The sequence below is a fragment of the Stenotrophomonas sp. 80084_Sma genome (assembly GCF_056481995.1).
Map to the genome: position 1 here is coordinate 2,251,705 of NZ_CM151177.1, position 16,684 is coordinate 2,268,388.

The following is a 16,684-nucleotide window of genomic DNA, read 5'->3' on the forward strand; positions in this document are numbered from 1 at the left end:
AGGGGGAGCGGTGGCGGGCGATCAGCCCAGCACTTTCTGCACGGTGGCGACCAGCTGTTCCGGATTGAACGGCTTGACCAGCCAGCCGGTGGCACCGGCGGCCTTGCCTTCGGACTTCTTGTCGGCGGCCGATTCGGTGGTCAGCATCAGCAGCGGCGTGAACTTGTAGTCCGGCAGCTGGCGCAGTTCGCGGATCAGCGCGATGCCGTCCATGTTCGGCATGTTGACGTCGGTGACCACCGCATTGAAGCGCTGGCCCTTGGCGCGACCGAGCGCGACCGCGCCGTCTTCAGCTTCTTCGACGGCAAAACCGGCCGAGGTGAGGGCGAAGGACACCATCTGGCGCATTGACGCCGAATCGTCCACCACCAAGATACGTGCGCTCATGCAGCGTTCTCCACAGATTTCAGGTTGTCATGGGTTACGTCCAGGCCCAGGGCCTGGGTGACGCCCAGCAGGCGCGCGGCGTCACGGAAGGTTGCAGTGCAACCGTGGAAGTCGGTGCCGAGGCCTGCCTCGCGGCGGGCCTGCACGAACGCACACAGCACCTGCACGGCGGCCGTGTGGATGCGGGCGACCTGGCTGGCATCCAGGGTCAGCTCGCCTGCCTGCGCCACCAGCGGGGCGAGGCGGTTCTTGAGCTCGGTGGTGCTCTCGATGCCGAGATCCCCACCCAGTTCGACAGTGCTCATCGTTGCTCCGGACAAACGGTTCCGTGATCCATAACGGCACCCCGGTGGGGTTCTTTAGGGGAATCGACGCGGTGCGTCGATGCGGTCGCTGTTGAAAAGGGGACGGAGGGGATTAAGTCGCAACTGGCTCGGCGCTTTGCGCCGATGCGGTGCCTGTCGGGTACGCAAGGTGTTGATCCGTTGGATCAACGCCTTACGTGCCCACTGCGTGGTCGCCGTTGCCGAAGGTGGCTGCGGGAGAGCCTGGTCGATTGCGACTTAATCCCCTCCGTCCCCTTTTTTTCCGCTCAGCTCAGCAGCCGGGTGGCATCCAGTAGGATCATCGGGCGCTGGCTGACCCGGGCGACGCCACGGAACAGGTCGTTGGAGATCTGGCAGATGCGAGCGGTATCGGGCGGCTCGATCTGCGAGTCGGTGAGGTTGGCGACATCTTCCACTGCCGACACGCGCAGGCCGATGGTCTCGCCGTCTTCCTCCAGCACCACGATGCGGGTCTGTGAGTCGTCTTCGGCGGCCGCGGCGCCCAGGTGCAGGCCGAGGTCCATCACCGGTACCACCTGGCCACGCAGGTTCATGATGCCCAGCATGGCCGGCGCAGTGCCGCGCAACGGCAGCAGCGGCACCGGCAGCACCACTTCCTGCACCTTCAGCAGTTCCAGTGCATAGGCCTGGGTGCCGCAGCGCAGGCGCAGCCAGCGCGAGGTGCGCTCGCCGGCGCGTCGGTTCTGTGGATGCGGGCTGCTGGCGGGCCGATGTGCCTGTGCCTGCAGCTCCTGCCAGCTGCTCGGGCGGTTGCCTGCTGGCGCGTCCACGGCCACGCGCGGGGGCGGCGCGGCATCGGTGCGTGCAACTGGAGCGGGTGCTGCGACCACGGCCGCTGGTGGCGCAGGAACGTCCTCGCCGCCGGCAGCGGCCTCGAACGCGGCCTCCAGGCCGGGGCTGTCGGTGTGGGCGAGTCGATGGCTGTCGGCCGGATCGGTCTCGTAGATCACTTCGTCCGGCAGGTCGTCCCATGTAGGTTCCGGGCCGGACTTGGCGGTGGCGGGAGCAGGGGCCGTCTCGTGGATCACCTCGTCAGGCAGGTCATCCCAGGTCGGTTCGCGCTCGGGGGCGGCGACAGGCATTGCGGCGGCCTCGAAGGCGGCCTCCAGTGCCGCGTCGTCCTCTGCCGCGGCAGCAGCAACAGTCTCCGTTTCGTAGATCACTTCGGCGGGCAGATCGTCCCAGGTGGGCTCGCGCTCAGCCGTTGCGGCCGCCTCGAAGGCGGCTTCGAGTGCGGCGTTGTCGACGGCAGGCGCAGCGGCGACGGTCTCGGTTTCGTAGATCACCTCGGCCGGCAGGTCATCCCAGGTCGGCTCGCGTTCGGCGTCGGCTGCAATTGCCGGGGACGCTTCGTCGCTCGCCGGCGGCGGTGCAGCCGGTGGTGCCGCGGCGATCGCTTCGCCTAGCAGTTCGTCCAGGTAGTCGTCCAGTACACCGGTGCTGTTCATGCGGCCTGCTCCAGAGCGCGGGCATCCTCGCCGAGGATCCAGTTCAGCGCGCGGCGATAGGCGGCCAGGCCGCGGCCCGGGTAATCCTCACCAACGCTCGGCAGGGTCAGGCCGGCGGCGTTGCTGATGCGGGTGTCGATCGGAATCGCGTCTTCCCACACACGGGTGCCGTGACGATCCTGCATCGTGCGCAGCGACTCGTTGCCGGCGCGGGTGCGGCGGTCGAACAGGGTCGGCAGGATCGAGATCGGCAGCGGGCGGCGGCGCGAGCGTTCGACCATCTCGCCGGTGCGGACCATGCCATCCAGGCCATGCAGGGCCAGCGGCTCCGCCTGGGTGGGGATGATCAGGCGATCGGCTGCGGCCAGCGCATTGATCATCAACAGGCCGAGGGTGGGGGCGCAGTCCAGCAGGATGTAGTCGTGCTGGCCCTGGTGGCGCGCAAGCGCATTCTGCAGTGCCAGGCCAAGGCCGGGCTGGTTGGCGCTGCGGCGTTCCAGCGTGGCCAGCGCGGACTGTGCGCAGACATAGTCCAGGCCATGGATGCTGCTGGCATGGCACAGGCTGGAAAGATCGGCGGGCGGGGCGCCGAATAGCTCCAGCACGCCAGCCGGCGGCGGGTCCACCGGTACGCCGAACGCGCGGCTGAGCGAGGCGTGCGGATCGAGGTCGATCAGCAGCACGCGATGGCCAAGTGCGGCCAGTCCGCGGCCGAGGGCGAGGGTGGTGGTGGTCTTGCCGACTCCGCCCTTCTGGTTGGCGACTGCCCAGATGCGCATCGGATTACTCCTTCATTGCCGGGGGAACGGCGGCGCCGACGCGGCTGCCAGCCGGCACCGGCGGCAACTTCACCGGTGCGATGGGGGAGGTGGGGGCGGTAGCCGGAGTTGCCGCGGCTTGTTTGGTATCGGTGTTCCGGGTGGCACCGGTGGCTGCGTTCAGGCGCTGGCCCAGCGGGTCCACCGAGTGCGAGGTGTCGGCCAGGATGATGACCATCACCCGGCGGTTGCGGTTGCGGCCCTGCGCGCTGTCGTTCTCTTCGCGCGGGCGGAACTGGCCGTAGCCGACCATCGCCAGCCGCGACGGCTGCACGCCCTGGTCGGCGAACAGGTGCACCACGCTGGCCGCGCGCCCGGCCGACAGTTCCCAGTTCGACGGGAAGGTGGCGGTGGCGATCGGTACGTTGTCGGTGTGGCCTTCCACGCGCACGCTGTTGGGTACGTCGCGCAGGACCTCGGCCAGGCTGGCCAGGGTCTGCCGCGCATGCACGTCCAGCGCGGCCGAACCGGTGGGGAACAGGATGTCGCTGTTGATCTCGACTTCGATCCACAGCTCGGTGCGGCGCACGCTGATCATGCCGCGGTCGATCAGCGGCGCCAGTGCGGCGGTCAGGCGGTCCGCGATGCTGTTGAGCTGGCGCTCGGCGCGCGCGATCTGCTCCTGGTTGTGCACCGAAACAGGCATGCGCATCTGCGAGGCCATCGACGGCAGCAGGGTCGGGTCGTGCGACGGCGCAGGCGCCGAGGGCCCGATCTTGGTGCCGGACTTGATCACCGAGGGGCTGTCCCAGCCGCCACCCTGCACCTGCTTGTTACCCACCTGTACCGGATTGATGGTGCGCGGCGCGCCCCCGAAGGCATCGGTCAGCGCGTCGGCCATGATCCGGTACTTGCCTTCGTTCACCGAGGAAATCGCGTACATGACCACGAAGAAGGCGAGCAGCAGCGTCATCAGATCGGCATAGGGGATCGCCCATGCTTCGTGGTTGGCGTGCTCTTCGTGGTGCTTGCGGCGGGCCATGTCAGTGCAGGAAGCCGGAGAGGTTGGTTTCGATGTTGCGCGGGTTCTCGCCCTGGGCGATCGAGATCAGGCCTTCAATGACCATTTCGCGGTCGCGGGTGTTGTGCGAGATCACACTCTTGAGCTTGGCGGCCACCGGCAGGAACAGCAGGTTGGCCGAGGCGATGCCGTAGATGGTGGCGGTGAACGCTGCGGCGATGCCGTGGCCGAGCTTGCTCGGATCGGCCAGGTTCTTCATCACCGCGATCAGGCCAAGCACGGCACCGATGATGCCCAGCGTCGGTGCATAGATGCCCATCGCTTCGAAGACCTTGGCACCGGCCTGGTCCTGGTGTTCCTGGCTGCCCAGTTCGATTTCCAGCATGTGCCGCATCGATTCGGGTTCGACGCCGTCCACCAGCAGCTGCAGGCCCTTGCGCAGGAACGGGTCCTGCTGTGCTTCCACCTGCGATTCCAGGCCCAGCAGGCCCTGGCGGCGGGCGATGTTGCTCCACTCGACGATCTGCTGGATCAGTTCGCGGCGATCGCTGTGCGGCGGGCGCACGACCCAGCGCACGATCTTGAAGGCATGCTTGAACACCGCCGGCGAGGTGTGCAGCAGGATCGCGGCGACGGTGCCGACGATGACGATCACGAACGCCGCAGGCGACCACAACGACGCCAGGCCGGCGCCCTTGAGGATGCTGCCGCCGACCAGCGAGGCCAGGGCGAGAAAGAGTCCAATGAGGCTGAGTCTATCCATGGTTCCGGTATCGGCGTGTATGAATGGGACTTGAGACACCGGTAGATCGCGTACAGACGGTAGTCACAGTTTTCGGGGCGCCGGGCATGGCCCGGCGGGGTTCATCGCAGCCCGTCCACGTCCAGGATCAGCGCCATGCGACCATCGCCGATCAAGGTTGCACCGGCATAACCGCGCAGGCCGCGCAGCGCCTTCGGCAGCGGCTTGATGACCACTTCCTCACGCCCGCGTACCTGGTCCACGACCAGCCCGAAGCGCGCTTCGCCAGCCTGCAGCACCACGATGGTCAGCAGCGGCGAGGCGGCCGGCGTCACATCCAGCCACTGGCGCAGATCGACCAGCGGCAGCGTGTGCGAGCGGCGGTCGAGCACGGCACGGCCATCGAACCAGCCCAGCGAGGTGCGCGGCGCGTGCAGCACTTCCATCACGCGGGCCAGCGGCAGCGCATAGACGTCCTCGCCGGCCTGCACCAGCAGGGTCGGCAGGATCGCCAGGGTCAGCGGCACGCGGATCAGGAAGCGGCTGCCACGGCCCAGTTCCGACTGGATCTGGATCTGGCCGCTCAGTTCGCGGATGCGTGACTGCACCACGTCCATGCCGACGCCACGACCGGAGATGTCGGTGACCTGCTGCTTGGTCGAGAAGCCGGGCAGGAACACCAGGTGCAGGCACTCCTCGCTGCTCAGGCGGGCGGCGGCTTCCGGATCGATCAGGCCCTTCTCGCGCGCCTTGGCGCGCAGCTTTTCCGGGTCGATGCCGGCGCCATCGTCCTGCACTTCGATGCTGACGTAGTCGCCTTCCTGCTGTGCGGACAGGCGCACATGGCCCATCCGTGGCTTGCCCTGTGCCTCGCGCAGGTCGGGCATTTCCACGCCATGGTCGATGGCGTTGCGGACCAGGTGCACCAGCGGGTCGGCCAGCGCTTCGACCAGATTGCGGTCGAGCTCGGTCTCGGCGCCGATCAGTTCCAGGTCCACTTCCTTCTTCAGCGAGCGGGCGACGTCACGGGCAACCTTGGGGAAGCGCGAGAAGACCTTGCCCACCGGCTGCATGCGGGTGCGCATCACTGCCGACTGCAGGCGGGCGGTGGCGATATCCAGAGTGGACACGGCCCGGTCCAGCTCTTCATCGCGCAGGCGTGCACGCAGGGTCTTGAGCCGATTGCGTGACAGCACCAGTTCGCCGATCAGGTTGACGATCGCGTCCAGGCGCTTGGTGTCCACGCGCACGGTATGTTCGGCCTCGGCCAGCGGCTTGGCGGCCGGCTTCGCCGCCGGTGCCGGTGCGGCGACCGGGCGCGGCGCTGTGATCGGTGCCGGTGCCACCACGGCCGCAGGCTTGGTGCCCGGTGCCGCGCCACCGTGCAGCTGGTCGAGCAGGGCTTCGAACTCGTCTTCGCTGATCAGTCCGTCGTCGGCCTTCTTCGCTGGCGCGACCGCGGTCGGCGCGTTGCCACCATGCAGCTGGTCGAGCAGAGCCTCGAATTCGTCGTCGGTGATCAGGTCGCTGCCACCCGCGGTGGGTGCTGCTGCGGCGGCGGGTGCAGCCACGGCACCGCCGTGCACGTCGAACTGTGCGATCAGGTCCGGCGGCGCATAGCCCGGCTCGGTGCCGGAGGAAACCGCGTCCAGCATCGACTGGAGGTAGTCCAGCGATTGCTGGGCCGCGTCGAAGTGGTGGGCCTGCAGCACGGCCTGGCCGGCACGTGCGGCGCCCAGCGCCTCTTCAGCGGCATGGCACAGCTCGACCATGGCGGTGACGCCGAGGAAGCCGGCGCCGCCCTTGAGCGTGTGGTAGCCGCGGAACACCGCGTTGAGCTGATCGCTGTCCTGCGGTGCCTGCTCCAGCGACACCAGCTGTTCGCCGAGGCGATCCAGGATCTCCTGCGCCTCGATGATGAAATCGGCAGTGATGTCGTCGGATACCGCGCTCATGCTTACAGCCCCAGATCCGACAACAGGTCGTCGGCGTCGTTCTGCGAGACCGCGTGGCGGTCCAGTCCCTTCAGTGCCGGCCCGGCCAGTTCCGGGTCGGTGCGATGCTGTTCCGGCGGCAGGCCGAGCGCGCCGAAGCCTTCGTGCACGCGGCGGACGATGCCGACCACGCGACGGATGATCTGCCCGGTCAGGTCCTGGTAGCTCTGGGTCAGGGCGATCTCGGTCAGGTTGTGGCGGATGCGCTCGAGCTGCGCGTCCTGGCCCGGCTGCAGGCCTTCAGCGCGCAACTGTTCGGTCAGGCTGCGGCATTCCTCGGCCAAGTCCAGGGTGCGGTGCGTCGCCTGTTCGGTCATCGCCACCACGTGGTCCAGTCGCGCGCAGGCGTCGTCCAGTTCGCCGGCTTCGCTCGGCACGGTCGGCAGTTCGCCCAGCGCCTGTCCCAGCTCGCGGGCCAGCCGCGAGAGGCCGCTCATCATCGGCTGCGTGCGCAGCGCGGCCAGCCCATCGATGCGCTGCCGCCAGGCGGCCTCGTCACCGGACTCGAGTGCGTCCAGAGCCTCCTGCAGGCGCAGGGCGAGGGCGTTCTTGTCGACCGTGGTATCCATCAGGCGCTGGCCGCCAGGCGTTCGAAGATCTTGCCGAGCTTCTCTTCCAGCGTCTGCGCGGTGAACGGCTTAATGATGTAGCCGTTCACACCGCTCTGGGCGGCTTCGATGATCTGCTCGCGCTTGGCTTCTGCCGTGACCATCAGCACCGGCAGGGTCTTCAGCTTGGCATCGGCACGGATCGCCTTGAGCAGCTCGATGCCGGTCATCACCGGCATGTTCCAGTCGGTGACCACGAAATCGAACGGCTGGCTCTGCAGCAGCGACAGCGCGGCATGCCCGTCCTCGGCTTCGGCGGTATTGGTGAAGCCCAGATCGCCCAGCAGGTTCTTGACGATTCGACGCATGGTCGAGAAGTCGTCGACGATCAGGATGCGCATGTTCTTGTTCAAAGCAGAATTCCTTTGTTGTTCATTCCGGACGGCCGGGGGCAGCCGCCTCGGGGATGTTCATTCTTCGAGGCCTGCGTCGGCAGCCTCGAACAGCTTCAGCCGGCCACGCAGGCGCAGTACCGCCTGGCCGTGGATCTGGCAGACCCGCGACTCGCTCACGCCGAGCACCGCGCCGATCTCCTTCAGGTTCAGTTCCTGCTCGTAGTACAGCGAGAGCACCAGTTGTTCGCGCTCGGGCAGGTGGCCGATGGCCTTGCCCAGCTCGCGACCGAACTCGCCGCGCTCCAGTACCTGCTGCGGGGTCGGCCCGCCCTGGGCGACGGTGTCCAGCTCGCCCTGGTCCTCGATGCGCGATTCCAGGCTCAGCACCTGGCCACGTGCAGCGTCTTCCATCAGCCGCAGGTACTCGGGCAGCGGCATCTCCATCGCGGCGGCCACTTCAGTGGCGCTGGCGGCACGGCCACTGCTCTGTTCCAGGCGGCGGATGGTGGCGGCGGCATCACGTGCACGGCGGTGCACCGAGCGCGGGACCCAGTCACCACGGCGGATCTCGTCGATCATCGAACCACGGATGCGGATCGAGGCGTAGGTCTCGAAAGAAGCACCCTGGTCGGCGTCATAGCTGCGCGAGGCTTCGATCAGTCCCATCATGCCGGCCTGGATCAGGTCGTCGACCTCGACGCTGGCAGGCAGGCGCGCGGCCAGGTGGTGGGCGATGCGCCGCACCAGGTCCGAATGCTGGGCGATGACTTCGTTCGCCGCCGAGCGCTGCACTTCCCTGTACTGGGCTGCGCCTTTCATGCCGTCACCCCACGCTGCTTGAGGATGCGTTCGAGGAAGAACTCGACGCCGCCACGCGGTTCGGTCGGCGCCTGCCAGCGCGCGGTACGGCGCGCGATCTCGGTGATCGCCAGCGCCGCCGGGCTGGACGGATAGGCCTTCACCACCGGCTGCTGGCGCTGCACCGACAGGCGCAGCCAGTCATCCTGCGGCACGCAGCCGAGGTAGTTCAGCGAGACATCGGCAAGGAACTTCTCGCAGACGCGGGTCAGCTTTTCGTACAGCACGCGGCCCTCGTTCGGGTCGCGCACCATGTTGGCCACCACCTGGATGCGGTCCACGCCGCGCTCGCGCGACAGCACCTTGATCAGTGCGTAGGCGTCGGTGATCGAGGCCGGCTCGTCACAGACCACCACCACGGTGTCCTGTGCGGCCTGGCAGAAGGTCAGCACGCCATCGGTGATGCCCGCGGCAGTGTCCACCACCATGATGTCCAGCTCGCGCTCCAGTTCGGAGAACACGTTGACCAGGCCAACGTGCTCGGCCGGGGCCAGCTCGGCCATGTGGCGGCGGCCGGATGCGGCCGGGACCACCAGCACGCCGTTCGGGCCTTCGACGATGACGTCATCCAGCGTGCAGCGGCCGGCGACCAGGTCGGCCAGCGTAAAGGTGGGGTTCAGGCCCAGGATCACGTCGATGTTGGCCAGGCCGAGGTCGGCGTCCAGCAGCAGCGTGCGCTTGCCCATGCCAGCCAGTGCCACGGCCAGGTTGGCCGACACATTCGTCTTGCCCACGCCGCCCTTGCCGCCAGTGACTGCAATGGTGCGCACAGGGCCGAGCGGCTCGCTGCGGGTGGCCGACAGCGGGAAGGTCTTGGTCAGCTTGGCGTACTCACGCGACGGCATGGTTCAACTCCGGGTTGCAGGGCATATCGGCCGCGCGGCGCAAATCTTCAAGGCGAAGTACAAGATTGGCTGCACTGGCCCGGTGCAGGTCCTCCGGGACGTCCTGGCCATCGGTCACCCAGGTGATCGGCAGGGCATGATCCACGGCCACCGACAAGGCGTTGCCGAAGCGGCCGGTCTCGTCCAGCTTGCTCAGTACCAGGCCCTGCAGGTTGGCGGCGCCGAAGCGGCGGACCACCTCGTCCATGTCGCCGAAGCTGGTGTTGGCCGGCAGCACCAGCAGGGTGCGGACCTGGCGGGCGGCACGCAGCCACTGCAGTTGGGCGGCCAGTGCGCGGTCGCGCGGGCCCAGGCCGGCGGTGTCGATCAGCACCAGCTTGTAGTCCTTCAGGCGTTCCAGCAGCTGGTCCAGGTCGGTGCCGCTGTTGGCCTCGTGCACGGCGATGCCGAGCTGGCGGCCGTAGCCGTACAGCTGCTCGCGAGCACCGATGCGGGTGGTGTCGGTGGTGACCAGGGCCACGTCACGCGGCGCGTGCTTCTCGGCGAAGCGCGAGGCCAGCTTGGCGATGGTGGTGGTCTTGCCGGCGCCGGTCGGGCCGACCAGGGCGATCACGCCGCCTTCTTCCAGCGGGTCGACCGGGGCGATCGGCAGCTTGCGCGAGATCAGCCCCAGCATCAGGCCACGGCCACGGTGGGCTTCGGTCTCCAGCGGGATCTGCATGGCCACGTCGCGGGCGAGGCCGGCATCGAAGCCATACTCGTCCATCAGGTCCAGCGCGGTGGCGCGCACCGGGCAGCCGCGCAGGCGCTCGTCGGTGAAGCGGTTCATCTCGCGCTCGATCACATGGCGCATGCCGGCCACTTCCTGGCGCAGCTGGCGGATCTCGGCGTCGTCCTGGGCCACCAGGGTCAGTGCCGGGGCTGGGGCCAGCACGGGGGCAGCGCCGGTTTCGTCGCTGGCTTCGACCGGTGCCGGTTCGCTGGCGACGATCCCGGGTTGCGCTTCGGTCACGGGAGCGGTCGGCAGCGGCGGCGGCTGCACGGCCGACGCCGCGCTTTCGTGAGGCGTCTCGTGCGGCGGGTCGATCTGGAAGCGGGCGCGGTTGGCCGGTGCGGCGGTGCTGGGCGCCGGTGCGACGATGGCTTCGGCGAACGGAGCGAAGATCTGATCCGGCAGCGCCGGTTCGTTGACGGCGGCGCGTGCCAGGGTGGCGGCGAAGCCGGTGCTGCCGCGGGTCGGCACGATCTCGTCGGCGCTGTCCAGGGTGCGGCCGGTGGCGCCGACCGCAGCGCGGGCGAGGGCCGCCACGGCCGAGGTGGTTGCGGCGACCGGTTCCGGTGCTGGGGTATTGCTGCGGCGGCGGGTGACCGCGGCGATCACCGCGTCGGCGGCGGTGCGCGGCTTCGGCGCCGGCGGCGGAGCGATGTCACGACGCGAGGCTTCCAGTGCACGCTGCACGGCGCTCTCGTCGTAGTTGGCGGCGGCGACGATCTCGATGCCTTCCTCGATCCGGCGGTTGGACAGGATCACGGCGTCAGGACCATGTTCCTTGCGCACCAGGTTCATGGCCGAGCGCATGTCGGCGGCGACGAATCGTTTGATTTTCATGCTGTGGTCACGGGACGAAGACGGCGGGGTGGCGGTCGGAGAACTCGGGTGGTCGGTGGTCTGCACGGTGCGGGTTCCCCTTGGTATCTGTCTGTTGCGTTGGTTCGAAAGTGGTGTCTGTTTTCTGGCGCATCGGAGGGCGGCGTCAGCTGATCGTTCCGACCAGCTTCAGGCGCTTGTCCTCCGGCACCTCGCTGTAGGCCAGGACCGACAGCGACGGAACGCTGTGGCGGACCAGGCGGGCCAGCGCGGCACGCACCGGGCCAGGTACCAGCACGACCGCGGGCTCGTTGCGGGCTTCCTGCTTGCTGACACATTCGGCCAGGCTCTGGTGCAGTCGCTCAGCGAGTCCGGGTTCCAGCGCGGCGCCGTTGCCCTGCGTGGACTCCTGCAAGACACGTTCCAATTGTGGGTTGAGCGTGAACACCGGCAGCTCCGCCGACATTCCGGCGATCTCCTGCACGATGAAACGACCCAGTGCGGTGCGCACGGCGGCAGTCAGCACGGCCGGGTCCTGGCTGTTGGGCGCGTGTTCGACCAGTGCTTCGGCGATCTTGCGCAACTGGCGGATCGGAATGCGCTCGATCAGCAGGTTCTGCAGCACGCGTACCACCGCCGACAGCGGCAGTGCCTTCGGCGTCAGATCTTCGACGAGCTTGGGTGCGCTCTTGGCCAGGTTGGCCAGCAGGTGCTGCACTTCTTCGTGGCCGAGCAGCTCGGGCGCGTGTTCGCGGATCAGGTGCGACAGATGGGTGGCCACCACGGTGGCTGGATCGACCACGGTATAGCCCAGCGTTTCAGCCTGGGCACGCTGGTGCGGTTGGATCCAGGTCGCGTCCAGGCCGAACGCGGGGTCCTTGCCGGCGATGCCTTCCAGCGCGCCGAGCGCGCTGCCCGGGTCCAGGGCCAGCTCGCGGTCCGGATGGATCTCGGCGGTGGCCACCGGTACGCCGTGCACCAGCACGCGGTAGCCGTTGGCCGGCAGTTCCAGGTTGTCGCGGATGTGCACCGACGGGATCAGGAAGCCGACGTCCTGGGTCAGCTTGCGCCGCACGCCCTTGATGCGTGCCATCAGTTCGCCGCCCTGGCTGCTGTCCACCAGCGGAATCAGCCGGTAGCCGACCTCCAGGCCCAGCGGATCGACCGGGCGCAGTTCGTCCCAGCTCAGTTCGGCAGTCGGAGCCGGCGCGGCCGGGCGGCCGAGTGCGTTGAGCGCGGCAGCGTCATTGCCTGCGGCTGCAGGATCGGTGGCCGCGGCCTTGCCCTTGCGGTAGACCTTCCAGGCGATGAAGCCGAGGATCGCGGACAGCGTCAGGAAAGCGACGTTGGGCATGCCCGGCACCAGGCCGACCACGCCGATGATGCCGGCGGTGATCGCCAGCGCGCGGTACTGGCCGAACACCTGGCCGGTCATGGCCTGGGCCATGTCCTGCGAACGCGAGGCGCGGGTGACCAGCATGGCCACGGCGCTGGAGACCAGCAGCGCCGGCAGCTGCGCCACCAGGCCATCACCAATCGACAGCAGGGTGTAGGTGGCAGCGGCATCGCCGAACGGCATGCCATGCTGCAGCACGCCTACGGCCAGGCCGCCGAGCATGTTGATGAACAGGATCAGGATGCCGGCAATGGCATCACCACGGATGAACTTGCTGGCACCGTCCATCGCGCCGTAGAAATCGGCTTCCTCGCGGACTTCCTCGCGGCGCAGCTTGGCTTCTTCACGCGTCAGCAAACCGGCGTTGAGGTCGGCGTCGATCGCCATCTGCTTGCCGGGCATCGCGTCGAGGATGAAGCGCGCGGTCACTTCCGAGACGCGGCCGGCGCCCTTGGTGATGACCACGAAGTTGATGATGGTCAGGATCGCGAACACCACGATGCCGACCGCGTAGTTGCCGCCGATCACGAACTCGCCGAAGGCGGCAATGACCTTGCCCGCGGCGTCATGGCCGTTCTGGCCGTTCAGCAGGATCACGCGGGTGGAGGCCACGTTCAGCGCCAGCCGCAGCATGGTGGTGATCAGCAGCACGATCGGGAAGATCGTGAAGTCCAGTGGGCGCTTCACGTAGACCACCGCCAGCAGCACCATCAGCGAGATGGCGATGTTGAAGGTGAACAGGGCGTCGAGCACCGGTGCGGCCAGCGGCACCACGACCATGGCCAGCAGGGCCAGCACGATCAGCGGTGCGCCAAGGCCCTGGCGGATCATTTCCAGCGCGCGGCGGGTGTTGAAACCGGTGGAGGGCTGGGCGCTCACAGGCGGCCTCCCTTGCCGAATTCATCCACCTGGATGTGCGGGGCGTCCGGCATCGGGCCAGTGCGCCAGGCGCGCAGCTGGTAGACGTAGGACAGGACCTGGGCGACGGCCGAATACAGTCTCACGGGGATTTCCTTTCCGAGTTGGCCTTCCCGATACAAGGCGCGTGCCAAAGGCGGGGCGGAGACAATAGCGACCTTGTTGCCGTCGGCCACTTCACGGATGCGCAGCGCGGTCTCGTCCACACCCAGGGCGACCACTTTGGGGGCGTTCATGGCGCCGCCTTCGTACTTCAGGGCCACCGCGTAGTGGGTGGGGTTGACCACCACCACGTCGGCAGTGGGCACCGCCTCCATCATCCGGCGGTTGGCCATCTGCTGCTGCAGCTGGCGGATGCGGCCCTTGACCTCGGGGCTGCCCTCGCTTTCCTTCATTTCCCGGCGCAGCTCTTCACGCGTCATCTTCAGCTTGCGCATCCAGTTCCAGCGCTGGTAGGGCGCATCGATGGCAGCCAGCACCAGCATCGCGCCGGCGGTGGCCAGCAGCAGGCGCAGGGTGAAGCCGAGCCCGTCGGTGATGGCGGTCTCCAGCGGGTGGTGGATCAGCCCGCGCAGGGTGTCGAAGCCGGTCCACACCACCAGCCCGGCGGCAACGCCGACAAAAGCCACGCGCAACAACGACTTGGTGAACTCGGCGATGGCTTCTGGGCCATACAGGCGCTTGAGCCCACTCATCGGGTTCATGCGGTTGAAGTCGGGCATCATCGCCTTCTGCGACCAGCGCAGGCCGCCCATCACCAGCGGGGCGACGAAGCTGGCCAGCAGGCAGACCAGCACCAGCGGCGCGATCACCAGCATGAACTGCAGCAGCAGGTCGCCGAAGTGGCCGAACAGTGCCTTCGGGTTCTGCCGCAGGCTCTGCTCTGGGCTGAGTGCATGCTTCATCCAGGCGCTTGCACCGCGGCCGATCGAGCCGCTCATGGCCATCACCGCCAGTACGCCGGCGCCGAACACGGCGGCCGTGCCGAGCTCGCGCGAGCGCGGCAGGTTGCCCTGTTCACGGGCGTCGCGCAGGCGTTTTTCGGTAGGTTGTTCGGTCTTTTCGCCGGCGGATTCGTTCTCGGACATCACGGGCACTGCGGCAGGGGATGCCGGGGTGCGTGCAAGAAGTGTTCCGTGATGGGTTCATGTGCCAACCAAGGTTGGCATCTACCAGAGCAGGTGCAGGTGGGAGCGCAGCCTGGATCTACCCCGGCGGGTGCTGCGTCGGCGGGCTCTGCGCCAGTTCCACCCGAGGCCGGGGCAGGTCATGCAGCTGCATGAAGCGCGCCGCATCCACCGGGCGGCCGAGCAGGTAGCCCTGCAGGTAATCGCAGCCCAGCCGCTCCAGGTAGGCGCGCTGCGCGGCGGTTTCCACGCCTTCGGCGACGATGTCCATGTCCAGCGCGTGGCCCAGCGCCACGATCGCCGAGACGATCACCACGTCCTCGGCGCTGTGCTCCAGGTCGCGTACGAAGGCGTGGTCGATCTTGATTTCGGTGGCCGGCAACCGCTTCAGGTACAGCAGGCTGGAATAGCCGGTGCCGAAGTCATCGATGGAGATGCCCACGCCCAGTGCCGAGAGCGCCTGCAGCAGGCGCAGGCTGGTATCGGTATCGCGCATGACCGTGCTTTCGGTGATCTCCAGCACCAGGTGGCGTGGGGCAATGTCGTAGCGTTCGATCACTTCACGCACATCCTGCAGCAGGTGCGGCGAACTGAACTGCACCGGCGACAGGTTCACCGACATCGACCAGCCCTCGTGGCCGGCATCGTGCCAGCGGCGCAGCTGCTGGCAGGCCTGGTCCAGCGCCCAGCGCCCGATCTCATTGATCGCACCGCTGCGTTCGGCCAGCCGGATGAAGCGGTCCGGCGGGATCAGGCCATGCTCCGGATGACGCCAGCGGATCAGCGCTTCGGCACCGGCCACCTTCTGCGTGGCTACCTGGATCTTCGGCTGGTAGTGCAGGAACAGCTGCTCGCTGCCGATGGCCCGGCGCAGGTCGGCCAGCAGCCGGAACTGTTGTTCGGCGCTGTCATTCATCCAGTCGGCGAACAGCACGAAGGCGTTGCGTCCGGATTCCTTGGCCTGGTACATCGCTGCATCGGCAAAGGCCATCAGCTGCCGCTCGCTGGCAGCGTGATCCGGACAGATCGCCACGCCGATGCTGGCGGTCACCTGCAGTTCGTTGTCGGCCAGCAACGGCCCGCTGCCGACCGCCTGCAGGATGCGCCGGGCCAGGGTCGGCAGGTCCTCGTCGTGCTCGATGCGCACCACCAGCACGAATTCGTCACCGCCCAGACGGGCCAGCATGTCGTTGGGCCGAAGCAGCTGGCGCGTGCGTTCGGCCACCGCAACCAACAGTGCATCGCCGGCCTGGTGGCCGTAGGCATCGTTGACCTGCTTGAAGCCATCCAGGTCCATGAACATCACCGCGAAGCGGCTGCCACCCTGTTCGGCCTCGGCCAGCGCCTGCACGATGCGACGCTGCAGCAGCAGGCGGTTGGGCAGGCGGGTAAGCGGATCGTGCAGTGCGGCCTGGGTCAGTTCCTGCTGTGCGTCGGTCAGTGAGGTACTCAACAGGGAATTGCGCAGGCGCAGCAGCTGCGCCTCCACCCGCTGGTCCAGCCAGGAGACCACCAGCACCACGGCCAGGATGGCGACGGTCAGCACCACCACCAGCATGGCCAGCCATTCGCTCTGCAGCCCATCGCCGACGGCTGCGCCGCAGATGCTGCCTTCCGGAAAGCGTGCGGCGGCCATGCCGGTGTAGTGCATGCCGACGATGGCCAACCCGAGCAGGCCGGCAGCCGCGAGCCGGTCGCCGACACGGGTGCGCTGCGCGCGCAGGCGGAACGCCACGTACAGCGCCGTCCACGAGGCGGCCACCGCCACCATCAGCGAAAAAAGCAGCCAGCCCGGGTCGTAGTCGATGCCAGGCTGCATGCGCATTGCGGCCATGCCAACGTAATGCATGCCGGCAATGCCGGTGCCCATCAGCAGCGCGCCACCGGCCAACCGCGGGTGGGGCAGGGTGCGAAGTGAAACCAGCCACAGCGCGAACACCGATGAGGCGATCGCCAATGCGAGGGAAAGCAGGGTGATCGGCAGGTCGTAGCCGAGCGGAATGGGCAGGTCGAAGGCGAGCATGCCGATGAAGTGCATCGACCAGATGCCCAGGCCCATGGCGAAGCCACCACCGAGGCGCCACCACCACGCCGCGCCCTTGCCGGGTGCAGTGACCGTGCGCCCGGCCATCGCCAGCGCGGTGTACGAAGCCATCACGGCCACCAGCAGCGAGATCGCCACCAGCCACGGGTTGTACGTGCCTACCAGCATTCGTCAGTCTCCCGGACCTGCCTGTCGACGGAAACCACGGTGGGGCATGCATGAGGCAGGCCGACGCACGGCGCCGGCCACGTGCGGCATCCCCCCGGTT

Annotated in this window: 15 protein-coding genes; all 15 read right to left on the reverse strand. The window is 67.9% G+C overall.

Translation table 11 applies throughout. The annotated features are described in order from the left end of the window. Nucleotides 1-21 precede the first annotated feature (21 nt). Nucleotides 22-387 carry a response regulator gene (locus ACZK3W_RS10485; RefSeq protein ID WP_005409521.1) on the reverse strand — a complete coding sequence of 122 codons (366 nt, stop codon included), beginning with the start codon at nt 385-387 and terminating at the stop codon, nt 22-24. Then, nucleotides 384-692 (reverse strand): STAS domain-containing protein, encoded by a 309-nt coding sequence (locus ACZK3W_RS10490; RefSeq protein ID WP_478450788.1) that lies wholly within the window; start codon nt 690-692, stop codon nt 384-386. Before ACZK3W_RS10490 ends, ACZK3W_RS10485 begins: the two co-directional genes overlap by 4 nt. Before the next feature lie 287 nt (nt 693-979). After that, the gene (locus ACZK3W_RS10495) at nt 980-2,182 is read right to left on the reverse strand and encodes a chemotaxis protein CheW (RefSeq protein WP_478450789.1); all 1,203 of its coding nucleotides are present in this window, start codon (nt 2,180-2,182) and stop codon (nt 980-982) included. Continuing rightward, nucleotides 2,179-2,961, reverse strand: coding sequence for a ParA family protein (locus tag ACZK3W_RS10500; RefSeq protein ID WP_005413243.1), 783 nt, complete (start codon nt 2,959-2,961; stop codon nt 2,179-2,181). The genes ACZK3W_RS10495 and ACZK3W_RS10500 overlap by 4 nt, the downstream gene beginning before the upstream one ends. A gap of 4 nt (nt 2,962-2,965) precedes the next feature. Next, nucleotides 2,966-3,982, reverse strand: coding sequence for a flagellar motor protein MotD (gene motD, locus ACZK3W_RS10505; RefSeq protein WP_478450790.1), 1,017 nt, complete (start codon nt 3,980-3,982; stop codon nt 2,966-2,968). Between the two features lies 1 nt (nt 3,983). Continuing rightward, a complete protein-coding gene (locus ACZK3W_RS10510) occupies nt 3,984-4,724 on the reverse strand; it encodes a flagellar motor protein (protein ID WP_010482457.1) in 741 nt (246 codons plus the stop codon). A gap of 101 nt (nt 4,725-4,825) precedes the next feature. Beyond that, nucleotides 4,826-6,658, reverse strand: coding sequence for a chemotaxis protein CheA (locus ACZK3W_RS10515; RefSeq protein ID WP_478450791.1), 1,833 nt, complete (start codon nt 6,656-6,658; stop codon nt 4,826-4,828). A 2-nt stretch (nt 6,659-6,660) separates the two neighbouring features. Continuing rightward, the gene (locus ACZK3W_RS10520; protein ID WP_478450792.1) at nt 6,661-7,266 is read right to left on the reverse strand and encodes a protein phosphatase CheZ; all 606 of its coding nucleotides are present in this window, start codon (nt 7,264-7,266) and stop codon (nt 6,661-6,663) included. Beyond that, nucleotides 7,266-7,658 (reverse strand): chemotaxis response regulator CheY, encoded by a 393-nt coding sequence (gene cheY, locus ACZK3W_RS10525; protein ID WP_006365466.1) that lies wholly within the window; start codon nt 7,656-7,658, stop codon nt 7,266-7,268. Before cheY ends, ACZK3W_RS10520 begins: the two co-directional genes overlap by 1 nt. Nucleotides 7,659-7,715: 57 nt before the next feature. Beyond that, the gene (locus tag ACZK3W_RS10530) at nt 7,716-8,459 is read right to left on the reverse strand and encodes an RNA polymerase sigma factor FliA (RefSeq protein ID WP_049401180.1); all 744 of its coding nucleotides are present in this window, start codon (nt 8,457-8,459) and stop codon (nt 7,716-7,718) included. Continuing rightward, complete coding sequence (locus ACZK3W_RS10535; RefSeq protein ID WP_049401182.1) at nt 8,456-9,343, reverse strand: MinD/ParA family ATP-binding protein; 888 nt, start codon at nt 9,341-9,343, stop codon at nt 8,456-8,458. Before ACZK3W_RS10535 ends, ACZK3W_RS10530 begins: the two co-directional genes overlap by 4 nt. Beyond that, entirely contained in the window at nt 9,330-10,952 is a 1,623-nt protein-coding gene (gene flhF / locus ACZK3W_RS10540) for a flagellar biosynthesis protein FlhF (protein ID WP_478450793.1), read from the reverse strand. Before flhF ends, ACZK3W_RS10535 begins: the two co-directional genes overlap by 14 nt. 145 nt (nt 10,953-11,097) lie before the next feature. Next, nucleotides 11,098-13,158, reverse strand: coding sequence for a flagellar biosynthesis protein FlhA (gene flhA, locus ACZK3W_RS10545; protein WP_193391246.1), 2,061 nt, complete (start codon nt 13,156-13,158; stop codon nt 11,098-11,100). A 44-nt stretch (nt 13,159-13,202) separates the two neighbouring features. Further along, nucleotides 13,203-14,333 carry a flagellar biosynthesis protein FlhB gene (flhB, locus tag ACZK3W_RS10550; RefSeq protein WP_423175434.1) on the reverse strand — a complete coding sequence of 377 codons (1,131 nt, stop codon included), beginning with the start codon at nt 14,331-14,333 and terminating at the stop codon, nt 13,203-13,205. 118 nt (nt 14,334-14,451) lie between these two features. Beyond that, entirely contained in the window at nt 14,452-16,584 is a 2,133-nt protein-coding gene (locus tag ACZK3W_RS10555; RefSeq protein ID WP_121503205.1) for a putative bifunctional diguanylate cyclase/phosphodiesterase, read from the reverse strand. Nucleotides 16,585-16,684 lie beyond the last annotated feature (100 nt).

What these genes read in the sequence shown, in the direction of transcription:
- flhF (WP_478450793.1), bottom strand. Translation starts at nt 10,952, where the DNA reads ATGAAAATCAAACGATTCGTCGCCGCCGACATGCGCTCGGCCATGAAC.
- motD (WP_478450790.1), bottom strand. Translation starts at nt 3,982, where the DNA reads ATGGCCCGCCGCAAGCACCACGAAGAGCACGCCAACCACGAAGCATGG.
- ACZK3W_RS10535 (WP_049401182.1), bottom strand. Translation starts at nt 9,343, where the DNA reads ATGCCGTCGCGTGAGTACGCCAAGCTGACCAAGACCTTCCCGCTGTCG.
- ACZK3W_RS10555 (WP_121503205.1), bottom strand. Translation starts at nt 16,584, where the DNA reads ATGCTGGTAGGCACGTACAACCCGTGGCTGGTGGCGATCTCGCTGCTG.
- flhA (WP_193391246.1), bottom strand. Translation starts at nt 13,158, where the DNA reads ATGATCCGCCAGGGCCTTGGCGCACCGCTGATCGTGCTGGCCCTGCTG.
- ACZK3W_RS10490 (WP_478450788.1), bottom strand. Translation starts at nt 692, where the DNA reads ATGAGCACTGTCGAACTGGGTGGGGATCTCGGCATCGAGAGCACCACC.
- ACZK3W_RS10500 (WP_005413243.1), bottom strand. Translation starts at nt 2,961, where the DNA reads ATGCGCATCTGGGCAGTCGCCAACCAGAAGGGCGGAGTCGGCAAGACC.
- ACZK3W_RS10520 (WP_478450792.1), bottom strand. Translation starts at nt 7,266, where the DNA reads ATGGATACCACGGTCGACAAGAACGCCCTCGCCCTGCGCCTGCAGGAG.
- ACZK3W_RS10530 (WP_049401180.1), bottom strand. Translation starts at nt 8,459, where the DNA reads ATGAAAGGCGCAGCCCAGTACAGGGAAGTGCAGCGCTCGGCGGCGAAC.
- ACZK3W_RS10510 (WP_010482457.1), bottom strand. Translation starts at nt 4,724, where the DNA reads ATGGATAGACTCAGCCTCATTGGACTCTTTCTCGCCCTGGCCTCGCTG.
- ACZK3W_RS10485 (WP_005409521.1), bottom strand. Translation starts at nt 387, where the DNA reads ATGAGCGCACGTATCTTGGTGGTGGACGATTCGGCGTCAATGCGCCAG.
- flhB (WP_423175434.1), bottom strand. Translation starts at nt 14,333, where the DNA reads ATGTCCGAGAACGAATCCGCCGGCGAAAAGACCGAACAACCTACCGAA.
- ACZK3W_RS10515 (WP_478450791.1), bottom strand. Translation starts at nt 6,658, where the DNA reads ATGAGCGCGGTATCCGACGACATCACTGCCGATTTCATCATCGAGGCG.
- ACZK3W_RS10495 (WP_478450789.1), bottom strand. Translation starts at nt 2,182, where the DNA reads ATGAACAGCACCGGTGTACTGGACGACTACCTGGACGAACTGCTAGGC.